Annotated in this window: 15 protein-coding genes and 1 tRNA gene; 9 read left to right on the top strand and 7 right to left on the bottom strand. The window is 64.7% G+C overall.

Going from position 1 to position 15,749, the window contains the following annotated elements:
• Window positions 1-13 precede the first annotated feature (13 nt).
• The 7 genes from BM190_RS20610 to BM190_RS20580 all read left to right on the top strand — a co-directional run bounded on the left by BM190_RS20610 (window position 14) and on the right by BM190_RS20580 (window position 7,438).
• Entirely contained in the window at window positions 14-382 is a 369-nt protein-coding gene (locus tag BM190_RS20610; RefSeq protein WP_092258303.1) for a hypothetical protein, read from the top strand.
• Window positions 383-518: 136 nt separating this feature from the next.
• A tRNA-Asn gene (locus BM190_RS20605) sits at window positions 519-593 on the top strand.
• A gap of 216 nt (window positions 594-809) precedes the next feature.
• Entirely contained in the window at window positions 810-983 is a 174-nt protein-coding gene (locus BM190_RS20600; RefSeq protein ID WP_018320416.1) for a hypothetical protein, read from the top strand.
• Between the two features lie 138 nt (window positions 984-1,121).
• Window positions 1,122-1,775 carry a protein-L-isoaspartate O-methyltransferase family protein gene (locus tag BM190_RS20595; RefSeq protein WP_092258300.1) on the top strand — a complete coding sequence of 218 codons (654 nt, stop codon included), beginning with the start codon at window positions 1,122-1,124 and terminating at the stop codon, window positions 1,773-1,775.
• A 205-nt stretch (window positions 1,776-1,980) separates the two neighbouring features.
• Complete coding sequence (locus BM190_RS20590; protein WP_018320418.1) at window positions 1,981-3,366, top strand: TolC family outer membrane protein; 1,386 nt, start codon at window positions 1,981-1,983, stop codon at window positions 3,364-3,366.
• A gap of 303 nt (window positions 3,367-3,669) precedes the next feature.
• Window positions 3,670-4,434, top strand: a complete 765-nt coding sequence (locus BM190_RS20585; RefSeq protein ID WP_177237182.1) for a PopZ family protein — start codon at window positions 3,670-3,672, stop codon at window positions 4,432-4,434.
• Between the two features lie 127 nt (window positions 4,435-4,561).
• Window positions 4,562-7,438, top strand: coding sequence for a valine--tRNA ligase (locus BM190_RS20580; protein ID WP_092258293.1), 2,877 nt, complete (start codon window positions 4,562-4,564; stop codon window positions 7,436-7,438).
• Window positions 7,439-7,548: 110 nt separating this feature from the next.
• Here the strand turns inward: BM190_RS20580 and BM190_RS20575 are convergent, their stop codons facing one another.
• A complete protein-coding gene (locus tag BM190_RS20575; RefSeq protein ID WP_092258289.1) occupies window positions 7,549-8,151 on the bottom strand; it encodes a DNA-3-methyladenine glycosylase in 603 nt (200 codons plus the stop codon).
• A gap of 130 nt (window positions 8,152-8,281) precedes the next feature.
• On the opposite strand from BM190_RS20575, the gene lipA reads away from it, so the two are divergent.
• Both lipA and BM190_RS20565 read left to right on the top strand, forming a co-directional pair.
• The gene (gene lipA, locus BM190_RS20570) at window positions 8,282-9,238 is read left to right on the top strand and encodes a lipoyl synthase (RefSeq protein ID WP_092258286.1); all 957 of its coding nucleotides are present in this window, start codon (window positions 8,282-8,284) and stop codon (window positions 9,236-9,238) included.
• Window positions 9,239-9,244: 6 nt separating this feature from the next.
• Window positions 9,245-9,712: a type II toxin-antitoxin system RatA family toxin gene (locus BM190_RS20565; protein WP_092258282.1), complete on the top strand. Its 468-nt coding sequence runs from the start codon at window positions 9,245-9,247 to the stop codon at window positions 9,710-9,712.
• A 110-nt stretch (window positions 9,713-9,822) separates the two neighbouring features.
• On the opposite strand, the gene BM190_RS20560 is transcribed toward BM190_RS20565, so the two are convergent.
• Genes BM190_RS20560 through BM190_RS20540 form a run of 6 tightly spaced genes read right to left on the bottom strand, consistent with a single transcriptional unit; the run spans window position 9,823 to window position 14,966 of the window.
• Window positions 9,823-10,638, bottom strand: coding sequence for a c-type cytochrome (locus tag BM190_RS20560; protein WP_177237181.1), 816 nt, complete (start codon window positions 10,636-10,638; stop codon window positions 9,823-9,825).
• Window positions 10,638-12,260, bottom strand: a complete 1,623-nt coding sequence (locus tag BM190_RS20555) for a b(o/a)3-type cytochrome-c oxidase subunit 1 (RefSeq protein WP_092258276.1) — start codon at window positions 12,258-12,260, stop codon at window positions 10,638-10,640. Before BM190_RS20555 ends, BM190_RS20560 begins: the two co-directional genes overlap by 1 nt.
• Window positions 12,247-12,813 carry a cupredoxin domain-containing protein gene (locus BM190_RS20550; protein WP_092258272.1) on the bottom strand — a complete coding sequence of 189 codons (567 nt, stop codon included), beginning with the start codon at window positions 12,811-12,813 and terminating at the stop codon, window positions 12,247-12,249. The genes BM190_RS20555 and BM190_RS20550 overlap by 14 nt, the downstream gene beginning before the upstream one ends.
• Entirely contained in the window at window positions 12,810-12,986 is a 177-nt protein-coding gene (locus BM190_RS40550; protein WP_018320427.1) for a hypothetical protein, read from the bottom strand. Before BM190_RS40550 ends, BM190_RS20550 begins: the two co-directional genes overlap by 4 nt.
• Window positions 12,987-12,993: 7 nt before the next feature.
• On the bottom strand, window positions 12,994-14,250 hold the full coding sequence (locus BM190_RS20545; protein ID WP_092258269.1) for a cytochrome c: 1,257 nt from the start codon (window positions 14,248-14,250) through the stop codon (window positions 12,994-12,996).
• An 8-nt stretch (window positions 14,251-14,258) separates the two neighbouring features.
• The gene (locus BM190_RS20540; protein WP_092258266.1) at window positions 14,259-14,966 is read right to left on the bottom strand and encodes a c-type cytochrome; all 708 of its coding nucleotides are present in this window, start codon (window positions 14,964-14,966) and stop codon (window positions 14,259-14,261) included.
• Window positions 14,967-15,749: the final 783 nt, after the last annotated feature.

The raw sequence follows: 15,749 nt of genomic DNA, 5'->3' as shown, positions 1-15,749 counted from the left end.
CGGGGAATTTCATATGAAATATTTTCTGTCTGGACTGATCGCGATCGGCCTTTCGATCGCCGCCGTGCCCTCGTTCGCGGCCGATGCCCGCAACGTCACCGTCGTCAACGAGACCGGCTATGCCATCAAATTCCTGGGCTTCAACGCGCCGGACGATGGCCTGGACGAATGGGACAATGAGCTCGAGAAGGTCTTGCAGAACCAGGCCAGCACCTATGTCGAGTTCGACGAGGACGACGAGGGCTGCGTCTGGAACATCCGCGTCGACTGGCAGAACTACGACGAAGCCGTGCTCTGGAAAAACGTCAACCTCTGCAAGATGACCGCGCTTCGGCTGCGCTACGATCCCGGCACCAAGACCACCTCGTTCCTCGCCGAGTAGCCTTTGGCCGACATGGCCCGGAGGAGGGGGCATCCCAGCCTTCCTCCGGCGCATTGCGGATGATGACGAATTCGTCCTTTGCAAGCGCAAGCGGCTTTGTTATACGCAGCCGCGCGCGAACGACTGGTTCGCCTTTTCCTCGGTAGCTCAGCGGTAGAGCATCCGACTGTTAATCGGATGGTCGCTGGTTCGAATCCAGCCCGGGGAGCCAAATCCTTCCGCAAATTCAACGGGTTACGAGCGCATTCTCGCGCGATGTGCAATCTTGTTGCCGTGCCCTCTGAACCGCGCTTTCGCGATCCCGGCTGGGAATCGCATTCAAGCAGATGTGTTGTGGGTTGGCTCCGTCACGCCATGCGGACGGCGCCAAATCGACTCAATTGAAATCGAGCTTCGCGATAGCCGGATCTTAACGGAGCTGATTCCCATGCCAGATATCCAGGTCGACCATATGGCCCCCTCGATTCTGCCGGCCGACATTCCCGAGCTCAGCGACGACGAATGCCTCGCCTGTCTGGCGCGTGCGGTCGAGACGCCCGATTCGGCGCGGCTGGATGAGGTCGCCGCTCTGATCGGCCGCCTTGCGGTGGCCATCGAATAATCCGTCCCGACCCTGATGCGGTAACATGCGGAGGCCTTAGCTGCGCAGGCTAACGGCCGTGTTGCGTTTTGGCCGTGCATGCTCCAAAGATGCCGCGAATTTCGTCCGCGGCATCGTCCGCCTTTGCAGGGTCCGCAAATGTCCGGTTTCTCGACCGCGCGCCTCAAAATGGTCGATGGCCAGGTGCGCACCAATGACGTCACTGACCGTCGTGTTCTCGATGCCATGCTCACGGTTCCGCGGGAAGCCTTCGTGCCGGCCGACCGGCAGGCGTTGGCTTATCTCGACCTCGACCTCGACGTGAGCGAAGGCGCGGCCAAGCGGTTCCTGATCAAGCCGCAGCTGACCGGCAAGCTGCTCCAGGCCGCCGAGATCGGCGAGGGCGACAACGTGCTGGTGGTCGGCTGCGCCACGGGCTACCTCGCCGCACTGACCGCCAAGCTTGCACGCCAGGTCACCGCCACCGAATGCGATTCGGCTTTGGCCGCGAAAGCCAAGGCCGCCCTGAACCTTGCCAACGTCACCTGCAAGGCCGCAGCCTGCGCCGAAGGCGATCCGTCCGCCGCTCCCTTTGACGTGATCATCCTCAATGGGGCGACTGAGGTCGTGCCGGAAGCGCTGCTCGGGCAGCTGAAGGAGGGCGGGCGTCTGGTTGGGGTGTCAGCCGAATCGAGGCCGCCGCGTGCCATAATCGTGACCCATACCCATGGTGAATTCGGCCATCGGGCCCTGTTCGACGCTGCCGCTCCGGTCCTTCCCGGGTTGGAACGGGCTGCCGCCTTTGTGTTCTGACGGCCCAAAACGCGATAAAATCCCGTTCTGAATCAGAAGTGTGGCCGGGATGCTGCACGTGAAGAGTTTCCACCGAGAACTACCCTCAGGTAGTTCCGTCGCGCTTGACCGCGTCTTATGTTGCGGCGGGGCAACGACTCCACTCGTAGACGGTAACCCAGCTCGCGGGCACGAGCCGGGCGTTAGAATGAACGGAATTTTTGGGATGCATGGGGTGAAGCTCTTCACCGGAGCTGCGGTTTCGGTCCTGCTGCTCGCGCTTGCCGGGCCGACGCCTGCCTTGGCGGACACGATAGAGTCCGCGCTGGTGCGCGCCTATCAGAACAATCCACAGCTCAACGCACAGCGCGCCCAGGTGCGCTCGACTGACGAAAACGTGCCGCAGGCGCTCTCGGGATATCGCCCGAAGGTTTCGCTGACGGCGAGCGGGGGCATTCAGTACTCGGACTTCAAAAGCGCCTCCAACAGCGATCCAATTAACGGTAAAGGTTATCCCCGAAGCGTGGGACTGACTGCCACCCAGACGCTCTACAACGGTAACCAGACCGCCAACAGGACGCGCGCCGCGGAGAGTCAGGTTTCCGGCTCCCGCGAAGCGCTGCGCAGCCTCGATCAGAGCATATTGCTCCTGGCCGCCACGACCTACATGGATTATCTGCGCGACTCGGCGACGCTCGAAGTCCAGCGCAGCAACGTGCGGGTGCTCGAGCAGACGCTCAAGCAGACTCGTGACCGCTTCAACGTCGGCGAAGTGACGCGCACCGACGTTGCGCAATCGGAAGCACAGCTGGCGGCTGGCAGGACGCAGGCCCTGACCGCGGAAGCAAATCTCACCACGACGCGCGCGAACTTCCGCCGCATCATCGGCAACGAGCCGACGAATCTGGCACCCGGCTCGCCGGTGGATCGTTTCCTGCCCGCGACGCTCGCTGCCGCGGTCGAGCTCGGCCTCGTCGAGCATCCGAACGTCACCGCCGCGATGTTCGGCATCGACGTCAATTTCTTGCAGGTCAAGGTTGCCGAGGGCGCTCTGCTGCCCACGGTCACCCTGCAGGCGGGGGTGACCCAGGCCTACGAACAATCTTTGATTCAGTACCGCTCGCTCAGCGCTTCCGCGATCGCGCAGGTCTCGGTGCCGATCTATCAGGGCGGTAGCGAATATTCGCTGATCCGGCAATCCAAGGAAAACCTGGCGCAGCAACGTCTCAACCTCGAAAACACGCGGGATCAGACCCGCGCGACCGTCGTGCAGTGGTGGGGTTCGCTGCAGGCCGGCAAGGCGCAGGTGCAGTCCGCGCAGGCGCAGGTGACGGCGTCCGAGATCGCGCTGAATGGCGTGCGCGAAGAGGCCAAGGCCGGTCAGCGCACGACCCTCGACGTCCTCAACGCGCAGCAGGCGCTGGTCAATGCGCGCGTCGCGCTGGTGACTGCGCAGCACGACCGGGTTGTTGCATCCTATAACGTCCTCGCCGCCGTCGGCCGTCTGGCGCCGCAGGTTCTCGGCCTTGCGACCACGGTTTACGATCCCAGCGTTCACTACCATCAGGTCCGCGATAGCTGGGCCGGCGTGCGTACGCCTGACGGGCGCTGATTCCCGTACTCGCCCGGTCGGCCTCATGAATTGCCGAGGCCGACCGGCGCTTTGCTTGCAATCATCAAAATCCCTGACATAGCCTTGCCAAGACGATGCGGGTCGATTCGCCTCGCAGTGATGCCGTGTGCGTAAAGCTTGAGTGCCGGGGGCAGGGGCGCACCGCTGCACGTTGAGCCGTGATCTGGGGACAAGTCGGGCTGCCGCGACGAAAATGTCGGGCCGCCCATCCGGAACCGGCCAATCCTGTCGTGCTTGGTGTAAAACAACGCATGCGAGGGCGTTGATGATGTGGAGTCGGAGATGACGCAGCCTGCAAAGGTCACAGAACCCTCGATGGAGGAGATTCTGGCCTCGATCCGGCGCATCATTGCCGACGATGAGGCCAAGCCGCCGCCGGCAGAGGCCGCAAAGCCCGCGCCAGCTCCTGCTGCGCCCGCACCCAAGCCGCAGGCGATGAACGACATTCCGCCCTCCAAGGTTGCCCCTGCCAAGCCTGCCGCTGAAAAACCTGCGCCACCTCCGGCCGCAAAGCCGGCAGCGGCCCCACCGCCTGCGGCGGAGGCATCACCGAACAGCCAGGACGACATCGACGCGCTGTTGGCGGGGCTGGATACGGCCACAACCGCGCCGGAGGTCCGCGAGCCTGAGCCGGAGCCCGAGCCTGAGCCCGACGTGCTCGAATTGACCGACGAGATGGCGATGGATCCGACGCCGCCTCTGCCGCCGCCGAGCTTTCGCAAGGTCGAGCCGCGTGACGATCTCGAATTCGCCGAATCGCCGCCGCCGCGCCCGACGCCGGCGCCGTCCTACGCGCCGGTGGACTTCGATGCCCCGCCGCTGCCGCCGCAGCAACCCATGCTCGCGCAGTCCACCGTCTCAGCGGTCGAATCCGCCTTCAACTCCCTGGCTCATACGGTGCTCAGCAGCAACGCGCGGACGCTGGAGGATCTGGTCAAGGAGATGCTGCGTCCGATGCTGAAATCCTGGCTCGACGACAATTTGCCGGGCCTCGTTGAACGCATCGTGAAGGCCGAAATCGAGCGGGTCTCGCGCGGCGGGCGCTGATACGGCCCTGCGGCCCCGATAAAGCCCTGCTCCTGCGGCATATTCGGTCTGCGGACCGGGCAGGAAAGCCCTTTGCCGCTGAGCTTCCCGTTGACTTGACCCGCACACGCGGCTTTCTAACAGCCCCATGATCGAGAAAAATTACCAGCCCGCCGATATCGAAGCCCGCATGTCCGTCGTGTGGGAGGACAGCCTTGCCTTCAAGGCCGGCCGCCCCGACCGCCGCGACGCCGTTCCCTTTACCATCGTGATCCCGCCGCCGAACGTGACGGGCTCGCTGCACATGGGCCACGCCCTCAACAACACGCTGCAGGACATCCTGTGCCGGTTTGAGCGGATGCGCGGCCGCGACGTGCTGTGGCAGCCCGGCACAGACCATGCCGGCATCGCCACCCAGATGGTGGTCGAGCGGCAGCTGATGGAGCGCCAGCAGCCCGGCCGCCGCGAGATGGGCCGCGAGAAGTTTCTGGAGCGGGTCTGGCAGTGGAAGGCCGAGAGCGGCGACACCATCATCAACCAGCTCAAGCGGCTCGGCGCCTCCTGCGACTGGTCGCGCGAACGCTTCACCATGGACGAGGGCCTGTCGAAGGCCGTCATCAAGGTGTTCGTCGAGCTGCATCGCGACGGCCTGATCTACAAGGACAAGCGGCTGGTGAACTGGGACACCAAGTTGCTGACCGCGATCTCCGATCTCGAGGTGCAGCAGACCGAGGTGAAGGGCCACCTCTGGTATCTGCGCTATCCGATCGAGGGCAAGACGTTCAATCCTGAGGATCCCTCGAGCTTCATCGTCGTCGCCACCACGCGCCCCGAGACCATGCTCGGCGATACCGGCGTTGCCGTGCATCCCGAGGACGAGCGCTATCAGAAGCTGGTCGGCAAAAACGTGATCCTGCCGCTGGTCGGCCGCAAGATCGCGATCGTCGCCGACGATTATTCCGATCCCGAGAAGGGCTCTGGCGCGGTCAAGGTGACACCGGCGCACGACTTCAACGATTTCGAGGTCGGCAATCGCCACGGCCTGCGCCGCATCAGCGTGATCGACAGGGAAGGTTGCCTCGATCTCGTCGACAACGAGGACTATCTGCGCGACCTGCCGGAAGGCGCCTCGCAATTCGCCGAGGAATTCCACAAGGTCGACCGCTTCGCTGCGCGCAAGCGCATCGTCGAGCGGCTTGAATCGTTCGGCTTCGTCGAGCGGATCGAGCCGCACACCCACATGGTGCCGCACGGCGATCGCTCCAACAGCGTGATCGAGCCGTACCTCACCGACCAGTGGTATGTCGACGCCAAGACGCTGGCAAAGCCCGCGATCGCGGCGGTGCGGTCGGGCGAGACGTCGTTCGTGCCGAAAAACTGGGAAAAGACCTATTTCGAGTGGATGGATAACATCCAGCCCTGGTGCATCTCGCGCCAGCTTTGGTGGGGCCATCAGATCCCGGCCTGGTACGGCCCCGATGGCAAGGTGTTCGTCGCCGAGACCGAGGAGGAGGCCGTCAGCCACGCGCTCGGCTATTACGTCGAGCAGGAGGTCATCACGGCCGAGCAGGGCCGCGAGATGGCGCTCGACCGCATCAAGCGCGAAGGCTTCATCACCCGCGACGAGGACGTGCTCGACACCTGGTTCTCCTCGGCGCTGTGGCCGTTCTCGACGCTCGGCTGGCCCGAGGATGCCCCCGAGGTGCAGCGCTATTACCCGACCAATGCGCTGGTGACCGGCTTCGACATCATCTTCTTCTGGGTCGCCCGCATGATGATGATGGGCATGCACTTCATGAAGGAGGTGCCGTTCTCGACGATCTACATCCACGCCCTCGTCCGCGACGAGAAGGGCGCCAAGATGTCGAAGTCGAAGGGCAATGTCATCGATCCGCTCAACCTGATCGACGAATACGGCGCGGACGCGCTGCGCTTCACGCTGGCTGCGATGGCCGCGCAGGGCCGCGACATCAAGCTCGCCACCAGCCGCGTCGAGGGCTACCGCAATTTCGCGACCAAGCTCTGGAATGCGTCCCGCTTCGCCGAGATGAACCATTGCGCGGTGCCCGAGGGTTTCGAGCCGGCGAAGGCCAAGGAGACGCTGAACCGCTGGATCGCGCATGAGAGCGCGCACACCACGCGCGAGGTGACCGAGGCCATCGAAGCCTATCGCTTCAACGATGCGGCTGGGAGCATCTACCGCTTCGTCTGGAACGTCTATTGCGACTGGTATGTCGAACTCGCAAAACCCGTGCTGCTCGGCCCGGACAGCCCGGCCAAGGACGAAACCCGCGCCATGGTCGCCTGGGCGCGCGATGAGATCCTGAAGCTGCTGCACCCCTTCATGCCCTTCATCACCGAGGAGCTGTGGGAAGTGACGGCCAAGCGCGACGGTCTGCTCGCATTGGCGCCATGGCCGCTGAAGCCGGCTGAGCCGACGCCGGAGCAGCTGGCGATGCTCGCCGCCACGACGGGGACGACCGATCCACTCGTCTCGCCGGCCTGGGTGCTGCCGATCTTCGACCACGCCGACTTCACCGATCCCAAGGCCGAGGCCGAGATCGGCTGGGTCATCGATCTAATCACGCAGATCCGTTCGGTGCGTGCCGAGATGAACATTCCGCCGGCAACGCTGACGGCACTGGTGCTGGTCGGGGCTTCCGCCGAAACCCGGGAGCGGGCGCCGCGCTGGACCGACGTCATCAAGCGTATGGCGCGGCTGTCGGACATCTCCTTCGCTGACCGCGCGCCTGATGGCGCGGTTCAGCTCCTCATCCGTGGCGAAGTGGCCGCGCTGCCGCTGAAGGGCGTGATCGACGTCGCTGCCGAGCGCACGCGTCTCGACAAGGAGATCGGCAAGGCCGACGCCGATATCAAACGCGCCGAGTCCAAGCTCGCGAACGAAAAGTTCGTCGCCAACGCGGCCGAGGAGGTCGTCGAGGAGGAGCGCGAAAAGCGCGAGGCCGCGCTGGCGCGCAAGGCCAAGCTGCTCGAGGCGCTGGAGCGGCTGAAGCAGGCCTCGTGACTTCATCGTCATTCCGGAGCGATGCGCAGCATCGAATCCGGAATCTCGAGGTTCTCCGGTCCGCAATTGCGCACCGTAGTTCGCGTCTTCGCCGCGCCCCGGAACGACGACTACTTCGGGAACGGCTTGCTCAGAAACTTCGAGCCCCTGACGCCATAGCGCCAGGGCAGCTCGACGGCCTTGGTGATGCCGATCCGGATGCCGGTCACCACCTCGACATCGTCCGTCCGCGCATGCAGCGCGATCGGCGGCCGGTCCAGCGGCAGCGTGTTGTGCGCAATGGTGATGCCGAGCGCCTCGGTCAGCTTGCCGGGGCCCGAGCACAGCGCGTGCACATCCTGGAGATGACGGCGGCGGCGCATCGCGGCGATCCCGTGCGTCGGCTCCAGCGCGCGGATCAGCACGGCGCTCGCCGAGCCTTCCTCCTCGCAGACGAAGTTCACGCACCAGTGGATGCCGTAGGAGCGATAGACATAGGCAAAGCCCGGCGGGCCGAACATCATCTGGTTCCGCGGCGTCGGCCCGTTGTAGGAGTGAGCCGCCGGCTCGGTATGATGATAGGCCTCGACCTCGACGATGACGCCGCCGACGCCGTCGACCAGCATGGTCGCGCCAATCAGGTCCCGGGCGACCTCGCGGACGTCACGGTCGAAAAAGCCGCGCTTGAGCAGCTTGCCGAGCCGCGGGGTGGAAGTCTTCAATACTGGAGCCATTCGAGGTGAGAATCGCCTGAGAACAGAGCAGGATATTGCCCATATCTGCCATGTTCCCTGAAGCGGCGCGAGCCGGGTTGCGATGCGGGGCGAGACCGACTAGGTAGGACCTGAACAGACCGGACATCCCATGGTCGTTATTGTCGATACCATCACGAACCCGCTGCGCCCGCGCCACCCCGAAAAGGTGAATCGTCCTGACTCCGCTTCGCCGCCGAAGCCGGACTGGATCCGCGTGCGCGCGCCCAACACCCGTGGCTACGCCGACACCCGCAACATCGTGCGGTCCAACGGCCTGCACACGGTGTGCGAGGAGGCCGGCTGCCCGAACATCGGCGAGTGCTGGGACAAAAAGCACGCCACCTTCATGATCATGGGTGACACCTGCACCCGAGCCTGCGCGTTCTGCAACGTCAAGACCGGCCTGCCGAATGCGCTGGATGCGGCCGAGCCTGAGAATGTCGCCGAGGCGACCGCAAAGCTCGGCCTTGCCCATGTCGTCATCACCTCCGTGGATCGCGACGATCTCGCTGACGGCGGCGCCGAGCACTTCGCCCAGACCATCCGCGCGATCCGCGCCGCGTGCCCCACGACCACGATCGAGATCCTGACGCCGGACTTCCTGCGCAAGGAGGGGGCGCTCGAGGTGGTGGTTGCCGCCAAGCCCGACGTCTTCAACCACAATCTCGAGACCGTGCCGTCGCGCTATCTCACGGTGCGGCCGGGCGCGCGCTACTTCCATTCGATCCGGCTGTTGCAGCGGGTCAAGGAGCTCGATCCCACCATCTTCACCAAGTCCGGCATCATGGTCGGCCTCGGCGAGGAGCGCCACGAGGTGCAGCAGGTGATGGACGACCTTCGCTCGGCCGAGGTCGATTTCCTGACCATCGGCCAGTATTTACAGCCGACCCGCAAGCACCACGCGGTGATGCGCTACGTGCCGCCGGACGAGTTCGCCTCTTACGAGAAGGTCGCCTACACCAAGGGCTTCCTGATGGTGTCGGCGAGCCCGCTCACCCGCTCGTCGCATCATGCCGGCGAGGACTTTGCGAGACTGAAGGCCGCGCGGGCCGCGACGGCCCGCTGAACCGCCATGCCCAAATTTTCGAGCAAGCGCCGTGTCAATCACAGCGCCACCGAGATGTTCGATCTGGTCGCCGACGTCGAGCGCTACCCGGAATTCGTGCCGCTCTGCAGCGCACTGAAGGTGCGCCAGCGCATGGCCAAGCCTGATGGCACCGAGGTGCTGGTCGCCGACATGACGGTGTCGTTCAAGCTGGTCAAGGAATCCTTCACCAGCCGCGTGAGCCTCGACCGCGCCAATCTGAAGATCCTGGTCGAATATCTGCAAGGTCCTTTCAGCAACCTGGAAAATCGCTGGACGTTCGAGCCCAAAGGCGAGGGCGTCTGCGACGTCGGGTTCTTCCTGTCCTACGAATTCAAGAGCCGCATGCTGGCGCTGCTGATGGGCTCGATGTTCGACGCCGCCTTCGCGCGCTTCTCGACCGCGTTCGAGAAACGGGCCGATGCGATCTACGGGCGGAAGCTGGCGCCGTCGTAGGTGTCGATCGCCTGTAGCCCGGATGGAGCGAAGCGTAATCCGGGGCAGTTCGCGCGTCGAAGCACCGTCCCGGATTGCGCTTCGCTCCATCCGGGCTACGAGAATCGACTTCAATCCACCGCCTTCACCACATCAGGCGGCTGCGAGGCGTAATACGCCGCGGCCTGCTCGATCTCCTGCGGCGTCATTGCGCGGGCGATGTTGCGCATCTGCTGGCTGATGTCGTTGCGCCGTTCACCGGAGGCGAAGGCGTGGAGCTGGGCCTTCATGTAGGCCTCGGACTGTCCCTCCAGCCACGGGCTGCCGGTCTTGTTGTCGAGGCTGCCATGGCAGGAGCCGCAGGGCGCGATCCCGCGCATCGGCGCGCCGTAGATGACGATGTTGGGTTTCGGCAGTTGTGGCGTAGGGTGATAGGCCGGAAGCCGCGGCAGATAGGCGTAATAGTTCGAGAGATCGGCGATCTCCTGGTCTGTCAGGTTGACCGCAAACGGCGACATCACGGCATTGGTGCGCGCACCCGAGCGGAAATCGTGCAGCTCCTTGTAGATCACGGCCGCATACTGGCCGGCGAGATTGGGTGAGTCCGCGCGGCTGACGCCGGTCGGGCCGTGACAGATCGCGCAGCGCTGCGCCAGCGTCGCGCCGCGGCCGATCGCCTCCTGGCTCGGACGTGACAACGTGTTCGAGGTCAGCACGACCCCGGACAGGCGTTTTGCCTGTTCGGGCGCCGTGACGCCGGCCGCACGCTGCGGTACGCCGGCGGCACTGCAGATCGCGTCCCAGATATTGGCGAACTGAACCCAGGGCTGCGCGAACGGCAGCACGATGAAGCCGGCAATCGCGGTGACGACGAAGATCGCGGCGGTGATGCCGACGCCAGTCCTGAAATGGCTGTTGCGGAAGGTGAAGAGGTCGCGCGTGCTCATCACTGCGCCCCCACATAGACGGCCGGCACCGAGGTGCCCGAACTCAGCGCCAGATTCAGGATCGGATAGCCGTAATTCGTCAGCGTGAGGCCGATCATCAGCGCCACCCACAGCGCGTGGGTGTTGAGCGCGACCGGCACGGTTGTCGGCTGGTGCACGGCCAGCGCGAAGCGATAGGGCCCGGCGTCGGCCTGCGGCGCGCGCATGCCGCGCGCGAGGATGACGATGAACATGATGCCCGAGGCCAGCAGGATGAAGCCGCCGATCGCCGAGAGGGTGACGGAGAGCGCCTGCGGCGCGATCGCGGGATCGCCGAAATCGAAATAGGCCATGCGGCGCGGCATGCCCAAAATGCCGACCCAGTGCCACGGGAAGGTCGTCACGATCATGCCGATGAACCACAGCCAGAGCTGGGTGCGCATCAGACGAAGATCGATCAGCTCCCGGCCGGTCAGATGCGGCCACAGATCATAGGCAATCGCAAAATACATGATGACGATGGCGCCGCCGAAGATCAGGTGGAAATGGCCGGTGATCCACTGCGTGTTGTGGATCGAGGCATCGAGCTGATAGCTCATGTTGATGAGGCCGCCGGCGCCGCCGAAGCCGAGCATGACGAAGGAGAACGCCAGCGCCAGCATCATCGGGTTGTCCCAGGGCAGGGCCCCGATCCAGCCGAACATGCCGCGGCCGCCGCGCAGCCGCGCCGCGATCTCGACCGAGGCGCAGATCGTGAACACGGTCAGCAGCGTCGGCAGCGCGACCAGTGCGGTGAAGGCTGAATGGATGAACTTGAAGCCGGCGCCGACTTGTGGATCGCCAAAGGTGTGGTGCATGCCGATCGGCATCGCCACCACCAGGAACAGGATGAAGGAGATCCGCGCCATCGAGTCGGAATAGACGCGGCCGCCGATCGCGCGCGGCACGATGGTGTAATAGGCGATGTAGGTCGGCATCAGCCAGAAATAGACGATGGCGTGCAGCGTCCAGGAGAAGAAGACGCGGGCGAGGCCGGCATCGATGGTGGCCTTGAGGCCTGCCGCAACCGGAATGATCTGCAGCAGCAGCTCGAGCGCGGCTCCGACCGCGGTCCAGGCCCAGAGGTAGGAGCCCGCGACATTGGCGAACATGGCGAGCGGCACTGGCGCGCCGGGATTGGCCTTGCGCCAGACGCGCAGATTGACCGACATCAGCGCGACCCAGATCCAGGAGCCGACCACGACCAGGACGACGCCGAGATAATAGAAGACGTTGCCGATCAGCGGCGGATAGAAGGTGTAGAGCACCGAGGCGCGGCCGAGCGCGATCGGGATCACCGCCATGACGCTGCCGGCGACGATCAACCAGAATCCGGCCCAGGCCCAGCGCACACCGACCAGGCGCTGCTGCAGCGCGGACTCGCTGATGGCGTAGCCGAAGGCCATCGCCACCAGGGTCGGGAAGACGTAGCCCATCACCGTGCCGTGGGCGGTCAGCGAGCGGTAATAGAGCTCGGGGTTGGAGAGCCAGGTGCCGATCGGGCTGCGGATGAACATCTGCCAGGCGCCGAGCGTGAGCGCGATGCCGAATACGGCGAAGGCCAGCCAGAAATGGGCGAGGATGAGCTTCCTATTGACCAACACAGCTCAGCCTCCCGCCACCCTTCGCGCGATCGGCGAATTCGGTCTTGTCGATCACCTTGACCTTGCCCCACATGCCCTCATGGCCAAAGCTGCAGAACTCCTGGCAGGGCATCAGATAGTCGCCGGTCTTCGCGAAGCGCATCAGCTGCTCGGAGATGTAGCCCGGCACCAGCATGGTGTTGACGTTGGTGCCCTGGATCAGGATGCCGTGGACGACGTCGGCGCTGGTGGCCCGCAGCGTGATCGGCGTATCCGCGGGCACCACGATGCAGGCTGGCGTGAAGGAATATTGCTGGCCGATTGCGCGCACGGTGACATTGCCGTTGGCCTCCAGCACGCTGCCGAGATTGCTCTCGACGAATTCGCCGGACAGATGCAGGCGCGAGGGATCGGTGATCTCGACGCGCGGCTGCGGCATGGTCGCGCGATGGATGCCGGCGAATGCCGCCAGCAGCGCCATCATCACGATGATGATCACGGCGATGGTGGCCCAGCGCCGCTCGACGCGGGCGGCGACCTCGGCGCTGTTGTGATGAGTTTCCTCTGCGCTCATTGCAGCGATCCGCGGGGCAGGAAGACGAACAGATAGAAGGCGAGCCACATCGCGACCACGCAGGCGGTGGCGATGCCGGCGAGTACGATCGCGCCGGACGGGCCTTGCGCGACGACCTCCTCGACGGCCTGGTCGGCGCTCGCGGGGCTGGTCGGCGGGTCGGAGTTGATCATGTGATTCTCAGTTCAGCGGTGCGGAGCGCAGCTCGTTGGCCTCGCGCGCCGAGACCGGCGTGCCGCGATTGCCCCAGGCGGTGCGGATGTAGGAGACGACGGCGGCGATCTCGTTGTCGGACAACAGGCCCGCGAACGGCGGCATGCCGTAGGGCATCGGGTTGCCCTTGGTGCCTGGCGGATAGCCGCCATTGAGCACCATGCGGATTGGGTTGACCGCGGACTGCATCTCGATCGACTGGTTGTTGGCGAGCGGCGGCCAGTGCGGCGGCTTGCCTTCGCCCTGCGTGCCGTGACAGCTCGCGCATTGCTTGTCGTAGACGGTCTTGCCGAGGCTGATCAGCAGGCTGCTTTCGGTGGTCGGCAGCGTCGAGCTTGCCGGCGGCGGAGGCGAGGGCTCCGCAATGCCCTTGAGGTACACCGCCATCGCGCGGGTGTCCTCGTCATTGAGATATTGCAGGCTGTTGTGCACGACCTCGGCCATCGGGCCGTAGACCACGCCGCGCATGGAGACGCCGGTCTGGAGCAGGTCGGTGATGTCCTTGATGCTCCAGTCGCCGAGGCCGGCCTCGCGATTGGACGTCAGCGAGGGCGCGTACCAGTTCTGCATCGGGATCAGGCCGCCCTTGAAGGCATCCGATTGCGAGGTGCCGCCGAGCGCATTGATCGGCGAATGGCACATGCCGCAATGGCCGAGGCCTTCGACGAGATAGGCGCCGCGATTCCATTCCGCCGATTTCTTCGGATCGGGCTTGAACTCCCCTTCGCTGAAGAACAGCGTGCGCCATCCCAGGATGAGCTGCCGGTTGTCGTAGGGAAAGCGCAATTCGTGCGGCTTGTTCTTCTGGCTCACCGGCGCGATCGAGCGCAAATACGCGAAGATCGCGTCGCTGTCGGCGCGCGTCACCTTGGTGTAGGACGCGAACGGCATGGCAGGATAGATCAACCCGCCGTCCGGGAAACGGCCGCTGTGCATGGTCTTGTAGAAGTCGTCGGCGCTCCATTTGCCGATCCCGGTATCCGGGTCCGGCGTGATGTTGGAGGTGTAGAGCGTGCCGAACGGCGTCGGCATGGCGCGGCCGCCGGCGAACAGGCGGCCTTCCGGCGCGGTGTGGCACGCCGTGCAATCGCCGGCACGGGCGAGATATTCACCGCGGGCGATGATGTCGCTGCTCTTGTCCTGCGCCTGCGCGGCCGTGGCGAGCGCGGCGAGGGCAAGGAGCTGGATCGATAACAGTGCGGTCGACAGTTTCGAGCCCATCATCCGCCTCGTCAGTTGGGCTGGCTGCCGCAGCCGAAAGGCAGCGCGTAGGTGCCTTTCGGCACGGGGGCCGGGTTCGTGGGCGCCGCTCGTGTCGCGAGCCAGGCCGCGACCGCGGTGACGTCCGCCTCGGTCAGATGGCCTGCGACTTGCTGCATGCAGTCTGGCGATTTCGCCGTGCGGGTGCCGTAGCGCCAGGCGCCGAGCTGGGCGCTGATGTAATTGGCGCGCAGGCCAAGCAGGCCGGGGATGCCGGGTTGCATGCCTGCGAGTCCCGGGCCATGGCAGCTCACGCAGGCCGGAATGTTGCGGCTGGCATCGCCGCTGGTGGCGAGCAGCTCGCCCTGCGCCAGCACGTCCTTGCTGACCTCGCTCGGCGCCGGCTGCGGTAGCGGCGGATGTTCGCCGGCGAAATATTCCGCCATTGCCTCCAGATACGGATCGGGCAGAAACTCCAGCAGATAGTTCATGGGCGGATATTTGCGGCGGCCGCTGCGGAAGGCGAGCAGCTGATTGTAGAGATAGCCGGCGGGCTTGCCGGCAAGCCGCGGGAAATAGACGTCGCTGGTGCCTTCGCCCTTGTTGCCGTGACAGGGCGTGCAAGCCTCGACCCGCGCCGCCATCGTGTCTGGAGGCTGGTTGGCCGTTTGTGCGGCCGCACCATCAATGGTGGCCAAGGTGATGGTTACGGCGACTGAAGCCGCGGCGCGAGCGAACAATTTCGTCGCCCTCCAAATGCTGGTCCGGTTGATTCCGGCTCACAACGTAGAGCGGCATTATTGCGCCAATATTTTCTCGCGCAAGATCGGAGACGCGTGATGACGTTTGGTCGCGCCGTCTGCATCCGCGATTCCGATCGAATTGGACAAACTTGCGTGCATTTTTCGAAAACTGAGCATAACGCTGCGGTCTCGCGACAGTTCCTGCCCGAGTCCTGCATTGGTCATGTCGCCCTCAGATGTCAGAGGGCGCAGGGAAGGCCGGGTGCCGGCTGGCACCCGCGGTCCACTGTGCGAATCCTGCGTGACAAGAAGCTGCACAGCGGCATACAGGTGTAGCCAGGACAACCCGGCCTTCCCTGCGCAGTGGTTTGACGGCTTATGCCGAGCTCTCCCCGGGGAGCGATGCACTATTGCCCCCGTCGCCTTGCAGATGACTGACGTGCGCACCCGGTCGGGCACCACACATCACCACAAGACTTGACGCACAGACCCCGGGCGTCAGGACGACACGGTTTTGCCGTACGCAAATCACACCGGTCGTGTGCGCGATAGGCTGTTGCTCACGGTTGCCCGCCCTGCAATGCCTCTCGCGCCGATGTGACGAACGTCCACCGCAGCTCACCCCACGTTTCGTGACGATCGCGATACGCCCCTCTGACCGGGGTGAGGTGGCGAGACAATGCGACAAAGCCGAAATTCTGTAAAGGCGAATATTTTCGCCCACGCGCCTTGCCCTACGGCTAGCGTGTTTTGCCCGTCGGGCAACGCAAGACATTGTAC

The sequence above is a fragment of the Bradyrhizobium sp. Rc3b genome (genome assembly GCF_900114915.1).
Lineage (GTDB): Bacteria > Pseudomonadota > Alphaproteobacteria > Rhizobiales > Xanthobacteraceae > Bradyrhizobium.
The sequence above is the reverse complement of the archived record's forward strand: the minus strand, read 5'-3'. Positions and strand labels throughout refer to the sequence as shown.